At 68.1% G+C, this 21,313-nt stretch carries 18 protein-coding genes, 1 tRNA gene and 6 pseudogenes; 13 read left to right on the forward strand and 12 right to left on the reverse strand.

Translation table 11 applies throughout. From position 1 onward, the window contains the following. Positions 1-166 precede the first annotated feature (166 nt). Positions 167-634: a DUF5959 family protein gene (locus ACFY2L_RS38580; protein WP_390662672.1), complete on the forward strand. Its 468-nt coding sequence runs from the start codon at positions 167-169 to the stop codon at positions 632-634. On the opposite strand, the gene ACFY2L_RS38585 is transcribed toward ACFY2L_RS38580, so the two are convergent. From ACFY2L_RS38585 to ACFY2L_RS38595, 3 genes and pseudogenes are all read right to left on the reverse strand, one after another. Then, a protein-coding gene (locus ACFY2L_RS38585) for an IS5 family transposase (protein WP_390662671.1) occupies positions 614-1,437 on the reverse strand; the annotation gives its coding sequence in 2 pieces (ribosomal slippage) (positions 614-1,095 and positions 1,095-1,437; 825 coding nt in all). The genes ACFY2L_RS38580 and ACFY2L_RS38585 overlap by 21 nt on opposite strands. A 299-nt stretch (positions 1,438-1,736) precedes the next feature. Then, the gene (locus tag ACFY2L_RS38590) at positions 1,737-2,282 is read right to left on the reverse strand and encodes a DUF4240 domain-containing protein (protein ID WP_390824669.1); all 546 of its coding nucleotides are present in this window, start codon (positions 2,280-2,282) and stop codon (positions 1,737-1,739) included. 57 nt (positions 2,283-2,339) lie between these two features. Then, positions 2,340-3,579, reverse strand: a pseudogene (locus tag ACFY2L_RS38595) (IS110 family transposase). Positions 3,580-4,231: 652 nt separating this feature from the next. On the opposite strand from ACFY2L_RS38595, the pseudogene ACFY2L_RS38600 reads away from it, so the two are divergent. The 5 genes and pseudogenes from ACFY2L_RS38600 to ACFY2L_RS38620 all read left to right on the forward strand — a co-directional run bounded on the left by ACFY2L_RS38600 (position 4,232) and on the right by ACFY2L_RS38620 (position 8,783). Next, positions 4,232-5,347 (forward strand): annotated as a pseudogene (locus tag ACFY2L_RS38600) (IS630 family transposase). Positions 5,348-5,393: 46 nt separating this feature from the next. Further along, on the forward strand, positions 5,394-5,966 hold the full coding sequence (locus ACFY2L_RS38605) for a S1 RNA-binding domain-containing protein (protein WP_390661723.1): 573 nt from the start codon (positions 5,394-5,396) through the stop codon (positions 5,964-5,966). A 393-nt stretch (positions 5,967-6,359) separates the two neighbouring features. After that, positions 6,360-6,779, forward strand: coding sequence for a hypothetical protein (locus ACFY2L_RS38610; protein ID WP_390824670.1), 420 nt, complete (start codon positions 6,360-6,362; stop codon positions 6,777-6,779). A gap of 175 nt (positions 6,780-6,954) precedes the next feature. Next, on the forward strand, positions 6,955-7,752 hold the full coding sequence (locus ACFY2L_RS38615; RefSeq protein ID WP_390824671.1) for a HEAT repeat domain-containing protein: 798 nt from the start codon (positions 6,955-6,957) through the stop codon (positions 7,750-7,752). Beyond that, complete coding sequence (locus tag ACFY2L_RS38620) at positions 7,746-8,783, forward strand: MerR family transcriptional regulator (RefSeq protein ID WP_390824672.1); 1,038 nt, start codon at positions 7,746-7,748, stop codon at positions 8,781-8,783. The genes ACFY2L_RS38615 and ACFY2L_RS38620 overlap by 7 nt, the downstream gene beginning before the upstream one ends. 298 nt (positions 8,784-9,081) lie before the next feature. On the opposite strand, the gene ACFY2L_RS38625 is transcribed toward ACFY2L_RS38620, so the two are convergent. Further along, positions 9,082-9,504, reverse strand: a complete 423-nt coding sequence (locus ACFY2L_RS38625) for a hypothetical protein (RefSeq protein WP_390824673.1) — start codon at positions 9,502-9,504, stop codon at positions 9,082-9,084. A 132-nt stretch (positions 9,505-9,636) separates the two neighbouring features. Then, a complete protein-coding gene (locus ACFY2L_RS38630) occupies positions 9,637-9,909 on the reverse strand; it encodes a hypothetical protein (RefSeq protein ID WP_390824674.1) in 273 nt (90 codons plus the stop codon). A gap of 276 nt (positions 9,910-10,185) precedes the next feature. Between ACFY2L_RS38630 and ACFY2L_RS38635 the strand changes: the two genes are divergently transcribed. Beyond that, entirely contained in the window at positions 10,186-10,338 is a 153-nt protein-coding gene (locus ACFY2L_RS38635; protein ID WP_390824675.1) for a hypothetical protein, read from the forward strand. A gap of 505 nt (positions 10,339-10,843) precedes the next feature. Next, positions 10,844-12,771: pseudogene (tap, locus tag ACFY2L_RS38640) on the forward strand (telomere-associated protein Tap); the annotation flags it as partial. A 44-nt stretch (positions 12,772-12,815) separates the two neighbouring features. Here tap and ACFY2L_RS38645 read toward each other — a convergent pair. The 3 genes from ACFY2L_RS38645 to ACFY2L_RS38655 form a co-directional block, all read right to left on the reverse strand. Next, complete coding sequence (locus ACFY2L_RS38645) at positions 12,816-13,532, reverse strand: Clp protease N-terminal domain-containing protein (protein WP_390824676.1); 717 nt, start codon at positions 13,530-13,532, stop codon at positions 12,816-12,818. Positions 13,533-13,595: 63 nt separating this feature from the next. Next, positions 13,596-14,087 carry a hypothetical protein gene (locus ACFY2L_RS38650; protein WP_390824677.1) on the reverse strand — a complete coding sequence of 164 codons (492 nt, stop codon included), beginning with the start codon at positions 14,085-14,087 and terminating at the stop codon, positions 13,596-13,598. 150 nt (positions 14,088-14,237) lie between these two features. After that, positions 14,238-14,774 (reverse strand): ATP-binding protein, encoded by a 537-nt coding sequence (locus tag ACFY2L_RS38655; protein WP_390824678.1) that lies wholly within the window; start codon positions 14,772-14,774, stop codon positions 14,238-14,240. A 346-nt stretch (positions 14,775-15,120) separates the two neighbouring features. Between ACFY2L_RS38655 and ACFY2L_RS38660 the strand changes: the two genes are divergently transcribed. Next, a tRNA-Gly gene (locus ACFY2L_RS38660) sits at positions 15,121-15,240 on the forward strand. 104 nt (positions 15,241-15,344) lie between these two features. Here ACFY2L_RS38660 and ACFY2L_RS38665 read toward each other — a convergent pair. Then, positions 15,345-15,791: a hypothetical protein gene (locus ACFY2L_RS38665; RefSeq protein WP_390824688.1), complete on the reverse strand. Its 447-nt coding sequence runs from the start codon at positions 15,789-15,791 to the stop codon at positions 15,345-15,347. Here ACFY2L_RS38665 and ACFY2L_RS38670 point away from each other — a divergent pair. The 3 genes and pseudogenes from ACFY2L_RS38670 to ACFY2L_RS38680 all read left to right on the forward strand — a co-directional run. After that, positions 15,684-16,140, forward strand: a pseudogene (locus ACFY2L_RS38670) (transcriptional regulator); the annotation flags it as partial. The gene ACFY2L_RS38665 and the pseudogene ACFY2L_RS38670 sit on opposite strands and share 108 nt — an antisense overlap. A gap of 455 nt (positions 16,141-16,595) precedes the next feature. Continuing rightward, positions 16,596-16,982: a hypothetical protein gene (locus ACFY2L_RS38675; RefSeq protein WP_390824679.1), complete on the forward strand. Its 387-nt coding sequence runs from the start codon at positions 16,596-16,598 to the stop codon at positions 16,980-16,982. 279 nt (positions 16,983-17,261) lie between these two features. Then, positions 17,262-17,420, forward strand: a complete 159-nt coding sequence (locus tag ACFY2L_RS38680) for a hypothetical protein (protein ID WP_390661715.1) — start codon at positions 17,262-17,264, stop codon at positions 17,418-17,420. Positions 17,421-17,656: 236 nt separating this feature from the next. Here the strand turns inward: ACFY2L_RS38680 and ACFY2L_RS38685 are convergent, their stop codons facing one another. Further along, positions 17,657-18,190 carry a hypothetical protein gene (locus tag ACFY2L_RS38685; protein ID WP_390661714.1) on the reverse strand — a complete coding sequence of 178 codons (534 nt, stop codon included), beginning with the start codon at positions 18,188-18,190 and terminating at the stop codon, positions 17,657-17,659. Between the two features lie 182 nt (positions 18,191-18,372). On the opposite strand from ACFY2L_RS38685, the pseudogene ACFY2L_RS38690 reads away from it, so the two are divergent. After that, positions 18,373-18,789: pseudogene (locus ACFY2L_RS38690) on the forward strand (transposase); the annotation flags it as partial. 211 nt (positions 18,790-19,000) lie between these two features. Here ACFY2L_RS38690 and ACFY2L_RS38695 read toward each other — a convergent pair. Together ACFY2L_RS38695 and ACFY2L_RS38700 are read right to left on the reverse strand one after the other, a co-directional pair. Beyond that, positions 19,001-19,708: a phosphotransferase gene (locus ACFY2L_RS38695; RefSeq protein WP_390661713.1), complete on the reverse strand. Its 708-nt coding sequence runs from the start codon at positions 19,706-19,708 to the stop codon at positions 19,001-19,003. Between the two features lie 9 nt (positions 19,709-19,717). Continuing rightward, a pseudogene (locus ACFY2L_RS38700) lies at positions 19,718-21,203 on the reverse strand (NF041680 family putative transposase). Positions 21,204-21,313 lie beyond the last annotated feature (110 nt).

A 21,313-nucleotide genomic window follows, 5' to 3' on the forward strand; every position in this document is an offset into this window, starting at 1 on the left:
TCCAATACCGCCACGACGTCCTCGACGGCTGCCTTACCGGCACCGGCCTCCGACGCCAGCCACCATGACGACATCACGCATTCAAGGTCAGTAACGGAATACCGACCGGGGCCAGTTCGCGACTCGTGCATGATGATCGGGAACGTTGTGGGTTTTGGGAGGGCGCGTGGATGAGGGCGGCGGGGTGGACCTGATCCGTCTGATCGACCCGGACAGCAGCGTCCGGGTACGCGTACTGGGGCGGCACAGGCCTGGGGACACGCCGTACAACGACTACCTTGATGCCGAGCTCGACATCACGAGCGCCTTCGCCAGCGGGCGTCTTGGGCTGTGCTTGTCACCTGAAGCCCTGGATGACTGGTCAACGGCCCTGGATGAGCTCTCCGACAGACAGGGCATCCGCTGGACGGCCACGGGCGACACCGAGATCCGGATTGAGATCGACAGGCAATTCTCAGTGCCCCGTCCCATCGTCACCGTGGACGACAGTGGCGAGTCCGAGGTTTCGGTCCGCGTCGTCCTTGATCCGGGGGACGGCTGGGTGGATGAGCTGCGTGAGCAGCTCGTCCGGGTCCGGCAGACGTGGCCGAACGAGGTGGTGACGACGCCTCGGTCAAGAAGCTACTGGCAATGAGTTCAGGCGTCGCCAGCAGATGAGTGCGCATCCGAGGGTGAGGAAGGCCTCGTGGATGTCGTCGCGTATCTCCCAGCGGATCCGTAGGCGGCGGAACCAGTGCAGGTGGGCGAACGCGCGCTCCACGACCCAGCGTTGGGTCCCCAGGCCAGAACCGTGCTCGGTGCCGCGGCGGGCGATCAGCGGCTTCACGCCGAGGTCCCAGACCAGACGGCGGTACTTGTCGTGGTCGTAGCCGCGGTCTGCTAGCACCACGTCCGGGCGGCGCCGGGGCCGGCCGCGTTTGCCCCGCACCGGTGGCACCGCCTCCAGTAGCGGGATCAGCTGGGTGACATCGTTCCGGTTGCCTGCGGTCAGGGTGGCTGCGAGCGGGATACCGGTGGCGTCGGTGATCAGATGATGTTTGCTGCCCGTCCTGCCCCGGTCGACGGGGCTTCGTCCGGTCTTGGCTCCCCCTTTAACGCCCGGATGTGGGAGCCGTCGACGGCCGTCCGGGAGAAGTCCAGGGCGTTCACGCTGCGGAGCTTGGCGAGGAGGACCTCGTGCAGCCGGGGCCACACCCCGGCCTCGGTCCACTCGGCCAGGCGACGCCAGCAGGTCATGCCCGAGCCGAAGCCGAGCTCCTGCGGCAGGTGTTCCCAGGCGATACCCGTATGCAGGACGAACAGGATGCCCTGGAACACCAGCCGGTCCGGATGCCGCTTGCGTCCCGGATGCCGGCTCCGACGCTCAACCCTGGGCAGCAGCGGCTCAATCACCGTCCACAGCCCATCGTCCACTTCCCATGGCTTCGGCCGCGCCACCCCGCACCCCCAGATCACCAGACCTGGAGCGATCCAACCACCTCAAAGATCATTTCGTTAGGAGTTCTTAGTCCAAGTGCCGAAGTTCCCGCCACCACAGAGGGTGCTCGTCGATCAGCTCGCGGATGGTAGGGCTGTGATCACGCATGAAGCGGGAGTAATCCCGCCAGTCCTCGAACGACTCCGTCCCCGGAATCCGGCGGGTCGCCACCAGCCCCTCCTCAAGCACGTCCGCCAGAGCTTCAGCGATCAGCAACACTCGCTCCCGCTCGACCTCGTCAGGCGGGCAAGGCACGTCCTCATAGAAGTACCTTCGCGTCCCAGGGAACTCCAGCATCTTGAAGTAGATCTCTCGGGCCTCGGTCGTCGAAGTCGAAGTCCCAGGCAGGGTCCAGCTGCGGGTATCGAATCGTGAACGCGTCAGCGGGGAGCTGCTCACCAGTCGCCGTGATGTGTGCGTTCCAGGCGATGCTCAGCACGTCCTCACCGTCCAGGTCCAGGCCGTGGGCGGCCGAGGCTTGCACGATGGGCAGTCCTGCGAGGGCATCAGGATCAGCAACTATGCCCTCGAAGACCTCACGCCCCTGTGCGATCAGCCAACTGCGGAAGTAGTCGAAACCGTCGTCGGAGCAGCCGCCGTTGATGACGTAAGCAGCGGCCCACAACGGGTTCGTGTAGGACTCAGCCATCAGGTCCCACAACACCTGCTGAGCGGCGACGATCTCCTCGGCCGGACGGGAGGCAAGCAGTGAAGTTGCCTCGCGAGCGACCGCTTCGCTCTCATCCGGGTCGAGCGCCTGGTCGCGCGCCGCCGCAATGAGCTGCCAGAACTGCTGCTTGTTCATGGCGGCAGAGCATGCCACCCGGCACTGACAGCACGACGACCCTCGGCTGATCGGATGTCACGCTGCCGCCTTCTCCATTTCCTGGCCGGAGGCTGGGAATGCGGTGTTCTCGTCGAACAGCTTGCGGTGCTGGAGGCAGTGGTAGAGCTGGCCGATCATGCGGTTGAAGAGGTTGCGCTGAGCGGCGGCGTGCCAGTCGCCGACCTCGCGGCGTCGCCGGTAGTGGGCGCCAGCTCCAGGCGAGTGCCGAAGGGCTGAGAATGCCCACAGATATCCCGCGTGGTTGAGGCGGTCATTCTTCACCCACCGACGGGTGATGGACGACTTCTTGCCGGAGGCTCTGGTGATGGGCGAGGAACCCGCGTAGGCCTTCAGGCCACGGGTGTCGGCGAAGCGGGCGCGGTCGTCCCCGATCTCAGCCAGAATCCGGGCGGCGAGCTGGATCCCGAGCCCGGGGAAGCTCAGCAAGCTCTCGGCGTCCGGGTGCTGAGGGAACGCCCCTTCCACCGCCTCAGCGAGCTGGTCTGCGGCGGAGCAAGCCGCTTCCAGCTGGATGAGGAGGGCGAGCATCTGCCTGCCGAGCTCGTCCTCGACCAGCGGCGGCTGGTGGGCCCACTCGGCGCGGAAGACGTCGCGGAGACGGTGGGCCTCCGCCTCGATCCCGCGCTTGCGGCCGGCTCGCTTGAGCGCGGCCTGGAGCTGTGAGCGCGTCAGCCGCGCGGCTCGTGAAGGGGTCGGGGCTGGCCTTAAGGAGTTCACGGGCCTCGGGGCGGCACAGGCCGTTGGCCCAGACGGCGAAGGCTTCCAGGGCCGCCGGGTAGTACTCGCGCAGCAGCGAGCGGAGCTGGTTGGCGATCTGCTGCCGGTTCCACAGAGCGTCCTGCTGGGCGCGGGCCAGGACGGCGATGGCACGACCGAGGTCGCTGTCGCCCGGCAGGGGCCGGTGGGCATGCATGTCGGTGCGCAGGATGTTCGCCAGGACCAGGGCGTCGCCGGAGTCGGACTTCTTACGCGAGACCGAGTGGCGGTCACGGTAGCGGGCGGACGCCATAGGGTTGATCGCGAACACCTTCCGCGTCCCGGTCCGCAGCACGGCAACGAGCAGGCCGCGGGATGTCTCGATCGCCACCGGGATCGGGTTCTCCTCCGTGTCGCCGTACTCGGCAAGCAGCTCCAGCAGGACCTTGTAGCCGGCCGCGTCGTCGGTGATGTGCCGCTTGGCCACTAACGTGCCGGTGTCGTCGACCAGGGCGACGTCGTGGGTACGTTCTGCCCAGTCGATTCCGCAGTAGACCAAAGTGTTCCCCTCCCCTATGCGCTGGGTATTTGCGCTGGTCACGAGCGCATGCGGGCCACGCGAGCGACCTAATCCCACGCCTCGACCGCAGCTCGGTCGGGCCGACACCTCACCAGCCGTTCGTGGCGCCAGCACACCTCACGGGCCTCGGTCTGCTCGGGAGCTCGAACGGCCCTGGCGTATCAAGAGGTCACCGTGCAGTGGGCTCGCACCACCAACACCAACGAGTGATCAAGCGGCGGTGTTGCCGCTCGTCGACGCTGAACGGCGCCGCTCTGGCTGGAGGCCTCAAGGCCCAGGCATGGGCAGGCGTCCGTCCAGCGCCGACGAGTGGCAACGCCCTTCGTTCGTGGTGGCGGCCGCGAAGGCGCCGGACGCCGCCGCTCTGCATCGAGGCGTCAAAGCCAGGTCTGGCGAAGGCATCCGTCCGGCACCCACGCAACCGCTACCACTCCGAGTACAAGGACCGCGCGCCGCTCTATGCGAAGGTCTCGGTCGACCCGGCTGGCCAGAGGCATCACAGCCCCGTACTCGAACCTCCCAAGAAACATCCGCTCCCTCGGGACGTCCTTAACGACGGATTAGGTTGGCCGGTTTGGTGATCGCGGCGGTTGGATGGGGGGTGACGTCCGTTCCGACCGCTGGAGGTGCGGTGGCCGGGCCTGTCCATGTGCGCAGACTGACCGACCAGGAAGGGCGGAAACTACAGCAGATCGCGCGCCGGGGCAGCACCAACTCGGTGCGCTACCGGCGCGCGATGATGCTGCTGGCCTCGGCTGGAGGCAACCGGGTGCCGGTGATCGCCCAGCTGATCCAGGCCGACGAGGACACCGTCCGGGACGTGATCCACCGCTTCAACGAAATCGGCCTGGCCTGCCTGGACCCTCGGTGGGCGGGAGGCCGTCCCGCCAGCTCAGCCCTGACGACGAGGACTTCGTCATCCAGACGGCCATCACCCGCCCGGCCAAACTCGGCCAGCCCTTCACCCGCTGGTCCCTGCGCAAGCTCGTCGCTTACCTGCCAAAGTCCACGGCCACGTGATCCGGATCGGCCGCGAGGCGTTACGCTGCCTGCTCGCCCGCCGCGGCGTGACCTTCCAGCGCACCAAGACGTGGAAGGAATCCCCGAACCCCGACCGCGAGGCGAAGCTGGACCGGATCGAGGGGGTCCTCGACCGTTTCCCCCGACCGGGTCTTCGCCTTCGATGAGTTCGGCCCGCTCGGAATCCGTCCCAGCGCGGGCTCGGGCTGGGCGGAGCAGAATCGTCCCGACCGGCTGCCCGCCACCTACCGCACTCACGGCGTGCGGTACTTCCACGGCTGCTACTCGGTCGGCGACGACACCCTGTGGGGCGTCAACCGCCGCAGAAAGGGTGCCGCCAACACGCTGGCCGCGCTGAAGTCGATCCGTGCCGCCCGGCCCGACGGCGCCCGATCTACGTGATCCTGGACAACCTGTCCGCCCACGAAGGCGCCGACATCCGTCGCTGGGCGGGGAGAACAAGGTCGAGCTGTGCTTCACCCCGACCTATGCATCCTGGGCGGATCCGATCGAAGCCCACTTCGGACCGCTGCGGCAGTTCACCATCGCCAATTCCCGCCACCCCAACCACACCGTCCAGACCCGGGCCCTGCACGCCTACCTGCGCTGGCGCAACGCCAACGCCCGCCATCGTGACGTCCTGGCCGCCGAACGCAAGGAACGCGCCCGCATCCGCAGCGAGAAAGGCATCCGCTGGGGCAGACGTCCCCTCAAGACCGCAGCGTGAGCGCACTTCCTACCCAGTGCGCAGCTCCTCGTGAAAGGCTGAGAGCATGATGGGTGGACCGTCTGAGAACCCAGAACTCTGGGCATTCCTGGAGTCACTGCACCGCGGCGAGTTCCTTTCCGGCACCGTCACAGCGATCGAACGGTTCGGTGTGTTCGTGGCGCTGGACGACGGACCCGACCATCCGGTCTTCCCCGGCGTCGGGTTCATCTCCGTCGCTGAACTGTCCTGGCGACGCTTCGAGGCAGCCACCGACGTCGTGCAGGTCGGGCAGCGCGTCTCATGCGAGTTCCTCCAGTTCGACACATGGAACCTGGAGGCCAGACTGTCCTTGAAAGCCACACAGCCGGACCCCTTTCAGGTATTCGCCGACACCATCGCGGTGGGGCAGAAACTGCCTGGCCAGGTCACCAAGCTGATCCCGTTCGGCGTCTTCGTCCAGGTCGCCGACGGAATCGAGGGACTGGTTCACCTGCGCGAGCTCGCCTGGACACCGGTGGAGACTCCGGCAGATGTCGTCCAGGTCGGCGACGAGATCACGGTGGTCGTCACCGAGATCGACCGAGAGCGACGCAGGCTATCCCTCTCCCGACGACAAAGCTCATCCGCCGGCGTGTGACGCGCTGCGTTCCTGCGACGTTTCCCTTGCGTGAGTGCTCCTGAACGTCTGCTCAGCCAAAGGAAGACACACGCCCCAGGCCGGTGAACCTTTGCGGTCACAGCACTAGACGCCAGCGACCTCGCCTTGTCGAACTTGGCACAGTCCCAGTTCGACCTATGGCTCGTCCCAGCCTCACCGACCCGCCGCAAGGCAATCGGCGCATTCATACGCTGGACCAACGCGCGCCGACTGACACGCCAGCTCGAAGCCCCCACGCGGCCCCGAGCGCAACCGACCGTGTTCCACGACGACGCCGAACACCACGACCAACTTCTTCGGTGCCTCACCGACCAAGATCTCCCTCTCGACGTCCGTATCGCAGGAGCCTTCGTCCGCCTCCATGCCCTACCCGTGACCCGAATCGTTCACCTCACGACGGACTGCTTCAAGCGCGACCAGGACGGCGCCTACATCACGTTCGACAAGGCCCCCGTCCTGCTACCCCCAACTCTGGCCCGCCTCATCGAACAGCAGATCGCCAATCCCGTGACGCTATCCATGGTGCAGCCGGCTCCCGGCAGCGGACCAGCGTTCCTCTTCCCCGGGCCCTTGGCACATCGACGCCCGCAGGGCCTGGCAATGCAGCTCCTTGAACTCGGGTTGCCGACCCTCGCGGCCCACAACACGGCGACGATCGCCATCGCTGCTGATCTCCCACCGATCGTCACCAGCGACCTCTTCGGCGTCCACGTCAACACCGCCGTCGAGTGGTCCGTACTGGCGCAGGACAGCTGGGCCGACTACCTGGCAGCCCGGAAAGGCACCGAATAGCGCACGGCCGGAACGGTGCCGCTTCATCAGTAGACCAGGCCGCCGTCGACGCGTTCCGCGCGATGCTCACCGCCCGCAAGGACCCGCAGCCCTGAACGCCGCGTTGCGACCAGGACGTTGCCATATTCGCCGGCCACTAACTTGACCTTGACACGGTGACAAGGTTTTCACTTGGGTGCAGGAGGTGGTCCCGATCAACACGACCGACGTAAGCCCGCAGAACACCCGTGTGACCAACGCCCTGGGCGCCGAGGACTCGTCGGTCCGGCTTCAGACGGCCCTGGCGGTCGGCTCGAACCCCGACCCCGTGTTTCTGGAGACGCTCGTCGAACGGTGCGCGGTCGAGCCGGACTTCTTCGTACGAGACATGCTGTCCTGGGCGCTGACCCGCCTCCCGCCGGAGACGACCCTGCCCCGGATCCGCCATGAGCTCGACTCCGAGCGTACCCAGGCCCGCAGCCAGGCGCTGCACACACTCTCCAAGATCGGCGACAAGAGCACGTGGGCCTGGGTCACCCGCGACATGTTGCGGGACGCCGACGACGAGGTCGCGCGGACCGCGTGGCGCGTCGCGGTCGTCCTCGTGCCCGAGGGCGAGGAGAAGGGCCTGGCCGACGAACTGGTTCTGCAACTCGGCCGTGGCGACCGCACTGTGCAGCTGAGTCTTAGCCGGGCCTTGGCCGACCTCGGTGACGTGATCAGGCCGGCCCTGGAGAGGGCCGCGGAGAGTTCCGACCCGGCGGTGGCCGCGCACGCCCGGGCCACCGAGTTGGTCCGGCAGAACCCGGAGACCGGTTTCGACGTGGCCCTCGACGAGGCGAAGCGCGTGGTCGCACTCGGTCCGGAACGAGCCGCTGCCGCCGCGGCTGCGTCGGCAGGCACCGAAACCTCGGAGGCCGCCGCCCCCGCGGAGACGACCGAGTCGCTGGAGGCCGCGAAGGCTGCAGAGGCATCGGAGGGCGGGGATTGCTGATCGGCGATGTGGCCCGCCGCTCCGGGGTGAGCACTCGGATGCTCCGGCACTATGACGCCCTGGGGTTGGTGCGGCCCACGGGCCGAACTGCCGGTGGCTACCGCGAGTACTCCGCCGAGGATGTCCGCAGGATCTTCCATGTGGAGAGCCTGCGGTCCCTCGGGCTCTCGCTCAAGCAGATCGGGCGCGCGCTGGAGGACCCGGCCTTCACGCCGTCCGCCCTGGTCAGCGACCTCATCCGGCGGACTGAGGACCGCCTGGCGCGGGAACAGGAGCTGCTCGAGCAGCTCCGTGCGATCGACGCGTCGGCGCCCACCGACTGGCAGGGAGTGCTGCGCATCGTCGCACTCATGCGGGAACTCAACTCGCCCAGCGCCGCGCGCAGACAGCAGGCCGTCCTGGCCCGGCCGGAGGACGTGTCGATACCCGCCGACCTGCTGGCTGGGGCGGTCCTGACCGAATCAGACCCGCACGTCGCAGGCGCCCTGCGCTGGGCGCTCGCCCGATCGGGCGGCGACGGTGTGGCGGCACTGTACGCCGGCACGCACTCGGGGGACGTCGACATCCGGCGGCGCGCGGTGCTGGCGATCGCCGAGCTGCCGGAGGCTCCGGGTGCTACCGCGGTGCTCGCGGACGCCCTCGGGGACTCGGACACGACGGTGCGCAGGCACGCTGCTCTGGCTCTGGGCAGGCAGGGCGTGGCCGCGGCCGTGCCCACGCTCGTCAGCATGGTGGTGGAGGGATCCAACGACGTGGACGCGGCGGAGGTTCTGGGAACGCTATCCGGGGACCCCCGGTGCACGGACTTGATCACGACCGCCCTGGTCGACGAACTGGCCGCGCCCACCGCGGACTCCGTGACACGGATCCGCCTTACCCAGGCGCTGTGCGAGCTCACGGGAACCACCGCGCAGGAGGTCCTGCGCCGACTGGCCCACGACGACGACAGCGCTGTCGCCCTCGTCGCCTCAGCCATTGTCGGAGTGCTCAGGGAGAGGTCCCTCGAAGACCAGGCTGACGAGCATTCCTGAAAGCGCGACCTGAACGAGGCATCAGCCACGGCCTCTCAAGGCGCTTCACGAGAGGCTCGCCTGGGAGGCAGAACAGCATCCCCTCCGCGTCAGCTGGCGCGGCGACGCCGACGCGCCCCATGGGGAGCGCGCCCCGATGCCCGGCTGCGTCCGCGTGAAGGTTCCAGCACCGCGCGGGGGCTCCGCGCTGCACAGCGTCACAAGTTCGGCAGTGACGTGAGATCGTGGCGGGCCGTTGGGAGCACTGACATCAACAGCAGATGGCAAAGCGACTCACTGCCCTGTAGGCCCCCGGTGTTCAGACCTCCGTGTAGGCGTACTCAGTGCAGGAGAAAGCGTCATACCAGGTTGAGCCGTAGTCCCCAGCGCATGCCCGCCACTTCAGGTTGTATCCCTCGGGGAAGTTCTTGTTCTGGTAACGTCCTTCGCCATTCCCCTTCGTCATCCAGATCTTACCGCCCCGCACGAGGACGCCACTGTCGTTCCTCAATTCCCACATGACAAAAGCAGACTTCCCATCCGCCTCCAAGTCCTGCACCTCGAACCAATCACCGTTCTTAGCGAACAATCCAGCTACCCAGGTGTTGCCCCTCACTTGCCACGGCCCAGGCGAGGACGTGGTAGTCGCGGTAGCGACGTCGGACTCCCAGTCAATGGCGGAAGCCTGAGAGGTGAAGAGGGTGAACGCTGCCGTAGCGACGACCGTGACTATGCGCTTCATCTACACGCATCTTCATGTGATTAGATGTGTAATAGGAAGGTCCCATTGGCATCGAATTTTGACAAAAGTCAGTTCAAGGCTCCGACGCCGTTCAAAGGCGTCGGGGAGCAGCCCGTTGCCGCGCCCGGCTCGTCAGTTGTTGTCGACGGTCTTCCAAGCGGAACACTTACGCGCGGCGATCGTCTTGGTGGACCAGTTGCCAAGACAAGCCCGGTAGCGAAGCTTGTAGCCCTCGGGGAAGTTCTTGTTCTTGAAACGAGTTGAGCCAGCACCATCAGCGTTGAAGATGCCGCCCCATCTGTTGTGGATCTCCCAATCAGCAACGGCTGAGTAGCCATCCGCTCCAGGCGCGTCATAGATCTCAAACCAGTCGCCGTCTTGATCGAAGCACACCCGGGCCTGCATCCAGTCGCCGACGTAGTAGGAGTCACACTCCTATCTGCCGTTTTTGCTGCCTCCATCAGTAGCCGTTGCGCGTTCGGTTTCAGCGGCGGCGCTGGCCTGGGTGACAGTGAGGAGGAGCGCAGAGGCGAGGGCGCCCGCAACGGTGCCTATTCGCTTGATGTAGCGGCTCTTGAGCATGGCGGGGTTCCTTCGGTCGACAGCGTTCAGCGTGTTGTGCGGCCATCAGGCCTTGTGATCACACTAGGCAGCGCCGTCACGCACGGGACACGGTGCACGGTGACCACCTTCGTCGCCTGGCTGTGCACGATGCCCAGTCGCCGCCAGCGCGTGGACCAGGTCATGGAGACCCGACCCGGTCGTCAAGAGGTCTCGGTTGAGGAGGCGTTCGACAGCCCGGAGGCGAGTTCGACGGTGTTGCGGCTCAGTTGAGAGCCTCGGCTGCTCGCTGGGCGTCTGTGTTGTGGTCCATCCACGCCCTCACAGTAGCGTCGAGGTTAGTGTGCCGAGGATCTGTCAGGGGGTGCAGGAAGGTGGCCGCCCAGGCCGTGGCGGGCGGTGTGGTGAGTAGTTCATCGAATGTCGGCGTGGCATGCCGGGCGGCCGCAGGGCCGGACGGCACGTTGATGAGGGACAGGGCGAGGCCTAGTTCGGCTCGGACGCGGACTTGGCCGAGATCCCGATCAAGGGCACGCTCCGCTCGGCGGCAGTGTGCGACGACAGTAGTGCGGCTGAGATTCAGTAGACGAGCCACGGCGGCCCGGGGGGAAGGTCACTGCCAGGCGGATGATGTCCATGGTCAGTTTGGGTTCGGCTTGCAGGGGCGCGACGACGGTACGGGCCCATGCGCACGCCGCTGAGCGCGGCAGCACGTGCACCCGCGAGGGCCGACCGTAGTAGACAGCCAATCGGTTGGGGGAGTTGCGGGCTACGGCCAGTGCATGCAGGGCCTCGCTGTACGCCGCACCCGTGGCGGCCAGTGGGACTGCGTGAGGCTGCCGGCATCACCCAGGCCCGCCTGGCCGCCGCGTTGAAGACAACAACCCAGTCGGTGAAGAACTGGGAGAACGGCCGCAGCGAGCCGAAGTCGCCGCGGTTGGAGGCCTACCAGCGGCTGCTGAAGGGGTGGGCGGCGAAGTATTCCGCCCCCGGTGCAGTCCCGGCAGCCGCTCCGGCGCCAGCGGTGTATACCGAGCCGGCCGCGTCCAGGGTGGAGACGGCAGACGCCCCGCAGCCTGTCGACGTTCCAGGTGCGGGACCGGCACGGCCCGCCGCCCTGGCTGGCGCGACATCGCGGCGTCCAGCCGTGAAGAAATCGGCGAGGCTGGCAGCCGATCCACGGTTCCCGCACGGCCCGCTCGCGGTGCTGGACGGTCACGGCTCCGCGTACGGCACGGGCGGCATCGTGCTCGACTGCCCGGCGACGACCGTGGTGGAGCAGGTGGAGTGGCCCCTCAGGGAATCCGGGCTCGGTGCGCCGCGTCTGCACCGCAAGGGCAAGGACAGCGACCCGCTGACTGTGCTCACCGCCGCGGCCGCCGTGAAGCTCGGACTGCCGGAACGCCTGGAGGGCCATGAGCAGCGCCGCTCCCTGCGCCTTGCGGAGGATCACCCGGTGGTCAAGCAGGTGGTGGAGGCGAAGTGGCGGCTCACCCAGCGCGGGTTCGGGCCATGGGCAAGGATCTACCGCAAGGCCCAGAGGCGCGAGTGGCAGTGCGTGCAGCTGGCGGTCCTGTCCTGGGATACGCTCGATGAGCGGTCCTGGCCCGGGGTGGCGGAGATAAATCCGGCCGACGTCGCCCGCGTCCTGGGGGTGTACGCCCAGCGGGTCATCACGCCGCGCGGCTCCACGGCCGTCTCTGGGCTGGAGCTGATGACGGCGCTGCGCCCGCCCAGGCGCGCGGTGCGCGACCAAGCGACCGGGAACTGGGTGTCCGCCTACAATCCGGGCCCGCTGGGCACGGAGCCGATGGATCCGGCGCCGCCGGAGGCCACCCCGGAGCACCCCGTCGTCGTGGACAGCGGTTGGACCGGTGGCTTCCTCGATGAGGAGGCGTACCAGTGGGTGAGGCCGGTGGACCTGCTCACCGATGAGGAGTGCACGCTGCCCTTCGTGGTCGGCCTGGACCTCAACACGGCGTTCCTCGCCGCCGCGGCCCGCCTGGTCGTCGGGCTGTCGGAGCCCGACCACTTTCACGCCCCGAAGTTCAACCCGAAGATTCCCGGGAGCTAGCTGGTCGATCTGTCCCACGTCGAGGTTGACCCGCGTCTGCCCTCGCCCTTCACTCCGGACGGCTCCCGTCCGACGGTCCGGCCTGGTACCAGACGCACACCGTCGCCTACGCCCAGGAGCTCGGCTACAACGTCGCCCCGAGCGAGGCGTACCTGCGCCGCGAGACCGGCGCGTACCTGGACCCGTGGCACGACCGGCTCAAGAACGCCTACGTCGACACCCTCGCCGACCTCGGCGTCACCCGGGACCTGTCCGACACCGAGTTCCTCGCCGCGATGGAACGGAACAAGGACACCGACCCGGCCCTGGCAGCCGTCCTCGCCGCCATCAAGGCCACCGTCAAAGGCGGCATCGGCAAGCTCCGCGAACGTCCCCAGGGCAAGAAGTACAAGGAGGGCGAGCGGTGGCAGGCCCTCCAGCGGCCGACCTGGCGCCCCGACATCCGCGCCGCCGTCATCTCCAAGGCCCAGGTCAACATGACCGCAAGCTCAACATGGCGAAGATGACGGGCCTGTACCCGCTTCTTCCCTTACGCGACGTCCGGCAAGCCGCAGCCGGGCGGCTTCCGCCTCGGACCCACACCTGGCCTGGCGAAGCTGGAGGGCGTCCAGGCGATGCTGTGGGCCGCCGACCGTGAGGTCGGCGGCCCCTTGGGAATTAGTGCAGTGGGTAGTGGTCAGCCGTTCGGCGATGAGCGGGTGGCCGCCGTCGTGGCGTTGAGGGCGGCTGGGTCGAAGCCGGCCTCGGTCAGGACATTGGCGGCCACTCCGCGACCGACCTGGGCAAGGCCGACCAGCAGGTCGTCGCAGTCGATGCGCTCGGAGCCGTTCTGCTCCGACCGTGCCTCCGCGATGGCGATGGCCTTGCGGGAGTAGGGCGTCCATGCGATGCGTTCGGCTGCTTGGGAGGCGCCCATGCTCAGCCGGGTTCCGACGGACCGGTGGACCGTCTCCGACGAGACGCCGGCGGCCTGCAGGAGCCGGGTGGCGCTGTTGTCCTGTGCGGTCAGCCCCCAGAGCAGGTGCTCAGTGCCGATGTAATTGTTGCGGTGCTGCACCGCCGCCTGCTTGACGTGGACCATCGCCTGGCGGAGGCCTTCGGTCATCGTCTCGGGGCTGTATCGCTTGTGCGGTGCGTGGAAACGCTGCTGGACCGCCTGTCGGGTCACGCCCAGAGCGGCACCGATGTCGGTCCATGAAGAGCCGTGCATCCGGCAGTGCTCGACGTAGTCCTCGACCAGGTCGTCTGCCAGCGCCTGCATCTGGCCTGCAAGTTGGGCGGCAACGGTGAGGAGGGCGAGCCAGTCCGGCTGTTCTTGTCCGCCGGGTCGGTGCGCGGTGTCGCATCTGCGGTCGACTTCCGCGATGAGATCGTCCAGGTCTGGAAGAGCCATGAGGCAAGTACGTCTTGACAATCCAAAATTGTCAAGACGTACTTGCCTTGCTTCATGCGCGTGTCAGGGGAGTCTCCGCATCGGGATGACGTCGGGACTGGTGGGCATGGGAGGACGGGCGGCTTCTGGGGTGGCCAGCAGAGCGACGATGGCGACGGGCTGATGACAGTGGGGGCAGTTGCGGGTCGCCGTGGGCTCCAACGGGTCTCGCTCAACTACGAGTTGACGCCCGGGGCGAGCGTCGGTCTTGGGTGGCGGCGGGAACTCTGGCCGTGTCTGCGGCGGTGCGAGCGGCGCCTCACCCAGGCGGCGGGCCTGGGCCTCGTCGCGTTCATGCTCGCGCTGCCGTTCGGCATCCTTGCGGCAGGCGGGCGAGCAGTAGACCCGCCGCACCGTCGTGGGGGCGTCGAAGACGTTCTCGCAGGTCGGGCAGGTCCGCTGCTCGTGGTACTCGCTGCTGTTGAACGCCTTGTTCCGGCACTCGGGAGAGCAGTAGACGCGACGCTTCGCGCGGCCGTAGGTGGTGAACTCGTTGGCGCAGACCGGGCAGGTCATCTGGGTGGGGACATTGTGCCGGTTGGTGCCTCGCGGCAGGTGGGTGAGCAGAACACCTGCCGACTGATGCTGCTGGCGACGGCGAAGGCGGTTTCGCAGACCGGGCAGCGTCGGGCCATGGCGTCGGTGTCCTCGGGGATGATGGGCTGGTCAGGAGACACGGGCGTTCACTCCCGTCCGCAAGGCGTCGGCCTGGTTCTGGTGGTTGCGCAGCCGGTAGGAGGGGTCGTCGATGCCGACGACTGCGGCCCGGTGCAGGAGCCGGTCGAGCACCGCCGCGGCAACGGTGGCATCGCCGAAAGCGCCGGCCCAGTCGGCGATCCCGACATTGGTCGTCAAGATCGTCGAGGACTTCAGATACCGCTGGTTGATCACCTGGAACAGGGCGGAGGCGCCGTCCTCCGGCAGCGGCAGACAGCCCAACTCGTCAATGATCAGCAGTTTGGGGCCGACGAAGAAGTTCATGCAGGTCTTCCACCGGCCCTCCAGGGCAGCCTTGTGGCACTTCGCTGCGAGCTCGGCGGCGGTGGTGAAGCAGACACGGTGGCCCGCATCGACTGCGGCCCGGTCGAGCGCAACCGCGAGCATGGTCTTGCCCACCCCGGGCGGGCCGACGAACAGCACGTTCGAGGCGTCGTCCAGGAAGCCAGCAGGCTGGTGGCCATGGTGTCCTCGGCGGGCGCTCACTAGCGCGGCCGCGGATGCGGAGGACCTGCCCGAGGAGGGGCTGGCGCTGTGGCTGACGGAGTGGAAGGTCGAAGCGAGGATCCCCTGGCTGGGACGCCATCTGGTGGCGTCGGTCGGCTCGAGCGTGGCGGGACAGCTCGACTACTTCCTGCACCCCGACGGGCAGGCGGTGAAGGTGGCCCTGCTGCGCGTGCAGCCCGACTTCCAGCGGCGCGGTCTGGCCGGGGTGCTGATGGACAACTTCTGTGGACGCAGCGGTTGCCGGCGACCAGATAAAGATTCGTCCGCAGAGAACGGTGTCTCTACGCTTGGTCAGAGCGGGAGTGCGCGCATTTCCGCAGGTTGCGGTGCCGTGGCAGAGCGGTCTATTGCGATCGCCGTGGGCGAGGTCCCTCCCACGGCGACTGACGGAGACGGGGCGGACCTGCTCCCCTCTGTCTCGCGGGTTCAAATCCCGTCGGCACCGCAGCCGACCAGGACGTAGTCCGGCGCACGGACCTACCGCCTCGCGCCAGGTCCACAGAAGGTGTGCCAGAACCCGTTCTCGTGTACAGAGCCAGTGCAGAGCTGCTACCGGGAGGAACGGGGTGTGAGGCTCACCATCTCCGCGCCGTCGGGCAGCAGGCCCCTGTTGTGCAGGACCTTGGCACGGCCACGGCACCAGGCGGAACAGAACTCCCGGGGCGGGCGCCCGGACGCGGGACAGGGCTGGATGCACACCAGACACTGGCCTGGGACGGCGACGGGCGCCAGGCGCCTCAGGAGGTCACGGACCCGGTCTTCCTCCTCCTGCTCGTACGGTTCGACGTCAGCCCTGCAGCCTTCGAGCAACTCGGTGAACGCGGCGCGGAACGCGGGGATCTCACGGCGGCAGGCTCCGAGCAGGTCCAGGTACTCCTCCACCGGCCGGACGCCGACCCGCTGCTGGTGCTCACCGAAGCGGCGTGCGAACGCTACGGGCTGCCCGTCGCCCTGTCGGATTCCGAGCGGCTCGCCGGACGGCTGCCGGAGAGGCACAAGGTCATCAGGCAGCTCGAGCGCGCTGACTGGCAGCTGACCAAGCGCGGGCTGGGGCCGTGGGCGCGGATCTACCGCCCCGCCCAGGGCAGCCGCCGTCAGTGCGTGCAGCTGTGCATCCCCCTGGCGGGCCCTGGATGGCCGCGCCTGGGGCCATGCCGCGCAGCTGCCGCCGCCGGAGCTGGCCCGGGTGCTGGGCGTGTGCGCGGCCCGGGTGATGACGCCGGTGGGCTCCACCGCCGTGACGGGGCTGCAGCTGATGACCGCGCTCAGCCCGCCGACCCGCGCGAGCGAACCGGACGAGAACGGCAGGCGGCACCGCGAGCACCGGCCCGGCTCGCTGGGCCGAACATCACGGCCATCTCCTGGCAGGTCAGCGGCCCTTGATGGAGACGATGCCGGTCCGCAAGGGCATGCAGGATGCGCTGGTAGTCGATCGACAGCACAGACCAGGCCAGTCCCTCGCGCCACATGGGCACCTGAGACTTCGGCTTCGCGGGCCCTCGAAGCCGATGATGCCTCCTCGGCCGGTCCCCCGGCCGGCATCGCCCGCTCGCAAGCGCATCGGCTGCGTGGCCCACGGCACCACCCACGACGCCGAGCCTTTCACCGCCGACCTCGTTCTTCCGGACAGCCCACGGTGGCGCGAGGCGACCAACACAGCACTGCTTGGAGCCTGGTGTAACCCGCTGTGGGACACCGGTCGGCTCGACACGACGGCCCTGAGCGCCCTGCGGGCTGAGGCCCGTGCGGTGCACCGGCAGCTGGTGCCGCTGTGGCGGCGCCGGACCCAGCACGGGCGGGGTGCTCTCTCTGGACTCCGACCTCGGCGGTGGGCTGTCGCTGCACGACCTGGTCGCCACCGACATCGACTACCTAATCCACACCGCGGGCGGGGTCTTCGTGGACGAGCGGCTCAACGCCATGCTGCATGCGCTCGATCCGGCCGAGCGCTCGGCCGTATACGCGTACGCCGAAGGCGAGGGCACCACATGGACGGAGGCCGCAGCGCACGCCGGCGCCGCCGACCCGGCGGCCTTCGGCGAACGGGTTCGGCGCAAGGCCAAACGGCAAACGGCTCGCCGCCGAACAGCACCGCCGCACCGCACAGCATTTCCCCACTCCCCCGGCCGCCTGACCCGGCCTCATGTTCCCCTTCCGCAGGGCCGGTTCCACGCGCCTTCCGCATGAATCCGGTCCCGTACGGACTGGTCGCGAAGCCAGGCACGCACCGGCCAGCGCCCGGTCCCGCGCCCCCGGGCGCGATGAACGTGCAGATCAACGCGCGCCCGAGGGACTGACGGTGGTGCTCCACCACCCGTGCGGTCGGCCAGACTTGCGCGGCTTACCCCCCGCTCCCGGACACTCCCGGTCCTGTCAGAGCCGTCACCCCGCGACACAAGGGGCGAGCCCCGCCACTCCACTCCGCATGCGAGACGCGCATGCACGAACCCACCGGAGGAACCCGCCGTGTCCACGCTCGCCCTGCTTGTCGCCGTCCTGCTCGGCCTGGCCTTCGTCCTGGTCCCCGGCGCCCTCGCGTACCTGGCGGCCCGCGGGCCGATGGGCGTCGGCATCGCCGCCGTGGCCGCCATGGCCGCGATCGTCATCCCGATCGCCCTGCGCTGAGCCCCACCCGAACACGAGGTCACCCCGGGAACCGGGCCAGCGCGCCCGCCGCCGCACGCGCTCTGGGCTGCCGCCGAGGCGCTCGTTGGCGCGCACTGGAACCGTGTGCTGGCCGTCGCTGGAGGCCTCGCGGGGCCCGGGCGACTCACAAGAGTCATCCCACTTCAGGGCCGGTTGTCAGCGGGGGCTGGGCGTTTGATCAGCCGTTTCGCCCCTATGCCCCCGAGGGAAGCCGTCTAACTGGGGAAGGAGAAGTAGAGGGCGGTGCTGTAGAAGGACGCGAAGTGTTCCTGCCAGTTGGTGCGAACCGACGCTAGCCAGTCGTTGTTCTCGCCAGCAATCGCCGACTTGGCCTGGGCGACGGCGGAGGGGATGTCGTTGGAGACCAGGCGCTGCACCCCTGCCACGGGATCGTCGCCCGTGATGGAGACGATTTCTCCGGTCTCCAGGATGAAATACCTCGCCCGCTGTTCTTCCAGGTGAGCCGTGGTCTCGTTGACGCACTCGGCGAACTCGGCGTCGGCCTCCAGCCCTTGGGCAACGACTTGCAGGAAGTCGCCGAGCAGGGCTGCACCACTGGCGTAGTCCGCGGCGATGCCGATCCGCGGACTCCAGATCATGGACGGGACGATCGTCGTCTCATACCCGGCCATGAGCTTGTGTGCGAGCGGGATCTCCCATTTGTGTTCGGATATGCACCGGACTGCCTTGGGAATCTCTTCCTCGGTCGGTACCGAATCTGCGGAGTAGAGGTAGGAACGGTTCGCCATGGCGGCGACCCTAACACCACGGTCAGACACCACCCGGTGCCGTCGGCCCTGCCAGGCCCGGTCTTCGTCACCGAGCAGGATGGCCGTGGCCAGTCCTTCGGGCTGCTCGATCCGGTCGGCAGGGCCTAGTACTGCAACGGTGCTTGCCGTGAATGCTGGCCAGGTTGGTCGTTGGTGTGGTTATGGGTGGGGACCTTGCTGATGTCAGGTTGTGGGCTGGTGAACTGGACGCTGTGCATGAGCGGTTCGTGCACCGTTTCAGCAGGTCGGAGCCACGGGAGTCGGCACTTGCTTATATGCGGGGCCTGATCGCTCCGCTGCAGCGGAAGAACGGCTGGACGATGGCGGAGGAAGCCGGCCACGCAGGCCCGGACCGTATCCACCGGATGCTGAACCGGATCGACTGGGACGCGGATGAGGTGCTCGACGACGTGCGTCGGTACGTCGTCGACAACCTCGGCGACCAGGATGCCGTCCTGGTCGTGGACGACACGGGCTTCTTGAAAAAGGGGACGCGGTCGGCCGGGGTGCAGCGGCAGCACTCCGGCACCGCCGGGCGGACGGAGAACTGCCAAGTCGGCGTCTTCCTCGCCTGTGCTGTCCAGCTCAGCGATGACTTCCTTGTCCTCCGCGGGGGCGAGCGCCGCGATATCGCGTGGCGGGACATCATCGGCATCGAGGTCCGGAAGACGGCTGGGGTCCGGACCGTAGTCGTGCGCGTGTCGGATGGACGTCGGATACCGCTGCGCGCGCCCGTGTCCTTTCTGGACCGTCGCTTCGACGACAAGGCCCAGGTCCTGAGCTTGTCGTTTAAGGTCGGGCGGGCGTCAGCTCAAGTATCAACTCCATGGCTTCACCGAGAAGATGCGTCTCGCTCTCGTTCATTGACGGGTTGGCCGCCCGTCTCTTCCTGGCTTCCGCAAGGCATCCGGAGGCGGTGTTGTCCAGGGTGATCGCGGGGCGGAGGTGTGTCAGCAGTGAGGCGAGTACTGCCCGGGCCAGCTCCGCCAGGGCCGTGTTGCCGACAGCGACCTGCGCCAGGATCAGGGCCGACATTCCCCAGTCGAGTGCGGGTGGCCCTTCCTCGGTGTTGCGCCAGTCGATCACCACGGGCCTGCCCGAGGTGAGCATCACGTTGTCCGGGTGCAGGTCGAGGTGGAGGGTCCGATTGACGGGATCGGCGGAGACCCGTGCGGGAACCGAGTGCAGGCGGTGCAGCGGATCGGCGAGCCCCGCTCCTGCTTCATCGACCGTGATCATGCCCTGCAGCAGCGCCTGAAGCATGGATGGGCCGTGCAGCCGCTGCATCACCAGGTCGGTTCGCGGCGCAGTGCTGCCTCCGGCGCCCGCCGGGTCCCGGAGGCGGGGCACCGGATACCCGTCCTCCGCGAGGTAGGCCATCACAGCGGCTTCGACGGTGACGTCGCCGCCGTCTCGGTATCGGCGAAGGACCCAGTGATCATCGATGGCGAACACGTCCGCGTTGCGGCCGGAGCCGAGTAACCCACCCGTCTGCATGCAGGGACCCTATCCGTCGGCGGAAACGCCTTCTTTCCCTGTGCGCCGTGGCTTGGTGCCCTTCTTGTGGTGGGCCGGGCGGGTGAATGCCTCGCCGGTGGCGAGGACGCGTCCGACTTCTTGACGCGTTGCCGCATGACGGTGCTTCGAGCCTGGCGGACGCCCAGGGCCGGGACGGGAAGGTTTGGGTGCACACGCTGGGGAGGCCATTTTCGCCCGCAGGTTCCGAAACCCTCGGCGGACGCGGGCAGGGGTGAGCCTGTTCGGCTCGGCCGGTTTCTCCCAGGGACGGCGCAGATCGGCGGCGAGCGGGCGGGCGAGCCGGAGCTGGGTGTGGGCGACGACGACCAGCCAGGTCCAGCGGTCTGCTGCTTGCGGGCTGCGCAGTCTCGGCTTCGTCCAGCCGAGGGTCTGCTTGATCATTCGAAAGGTGTGTTCCAGGTCGAAGCGGCGGAGGAAGGACTGCCAGCAGCGGTCGATGTCCGCCGTGGTGGCGTCGGTCCTGGACCACCACAGCCAGACCGGCTTGTTCTCCCCACCGCTGGGGAGGTGCTCGACGCGGAGCGATGACAGTGCCCTCGATGAGGGGCAGCGGTCCGTCGTGGTCGAGCCAGGCCGCTCGTTTGGTGAGCCTGGGGTGCAGTCGGTCCCAGGCCCGTGCGGTCGCCTTTCCGTAGAGGAGGGTGTCGGTGACGGTCACGGCCCGCTCGGCTCCCCGGGTATCCGGGTCACCGAAGACGAACTCGCCGCCGTGCTTGGGCGGCCGGCCGCCCTTGGGGGCATGGACGCGGGGCGGGGTCGGCCGGCGCAGGACGCGGTCGGAGCGCATCCGGCCGAGAATTTCGACGGGCAGGCCCTCCAGGAGATGGGCGATGCGCGGGGCGTCGTAGCCCGCATCCAGCACGATCAGGACGTACGGATCGCCGTCCGTCCACTGTCCGGCGGCGACCAGTCGTTCGACGAGGTCGTGGATCTGTGCGGTGGTGACGGCAGTGACATCCGCGCCAGGCTCCAGACGGATGGCGTCCAGCGGCGCGGTCCACGACGTGCGACCCGTCTCCAGCGCGGCGATGACCGAGTACGGCCACCCGGGGATCATCTGGTGCTTGCCCTCGCCGCGGCCGTAGGTGTGGCAGAACGAGCGGCCCGGGGCGGTGGCAGCATCCGGCCGCAGCCAGGGCGAGACGTCCGCGGCCAGGACCAGACGCACGTCTGCCGCCTTCGGCAGCGGCAGCCCGGCGAGCGTCCGGCGCAGCCGGGCCACGTCCAGGCGGCCGTTGTTCAGACCGCCGTACAAAGCGCCGTGGCCACGACGATGCTCGGGCGCCAACGCGAGGTCCACCAGCGTCCGCACCGGCCCCTCTGTGCACAGCAAAGCGTCGGCCAGCTCGAACAACGCGTCCCCGCGCCCGCTCAGGCACTCGTAGAACTCCGCCCGGAAGCGTGACAGCGTCGCGAACGCTGTCCGCTTATCGATCTGTTGCAGCACACTCATCTCCCGGCCCCGGTCTGATCACGTGCGTCTTTGGTCGGAGCACATGATCAAGCCGGGGTCGTCCAACCCGTCCGGCGAATGCGCAGGTGAGCGCCCAAGTTCGAGTCCCA

This window comes from Streptomyces sp. NPDC001381 (assembly GCF_042895685.1).
Classification (GTDB): domain Bacteria; phylum Actinomycetota; class Actinomycetes; order Streptomycetales; family Streptomycetaceae; genus Streptomyces.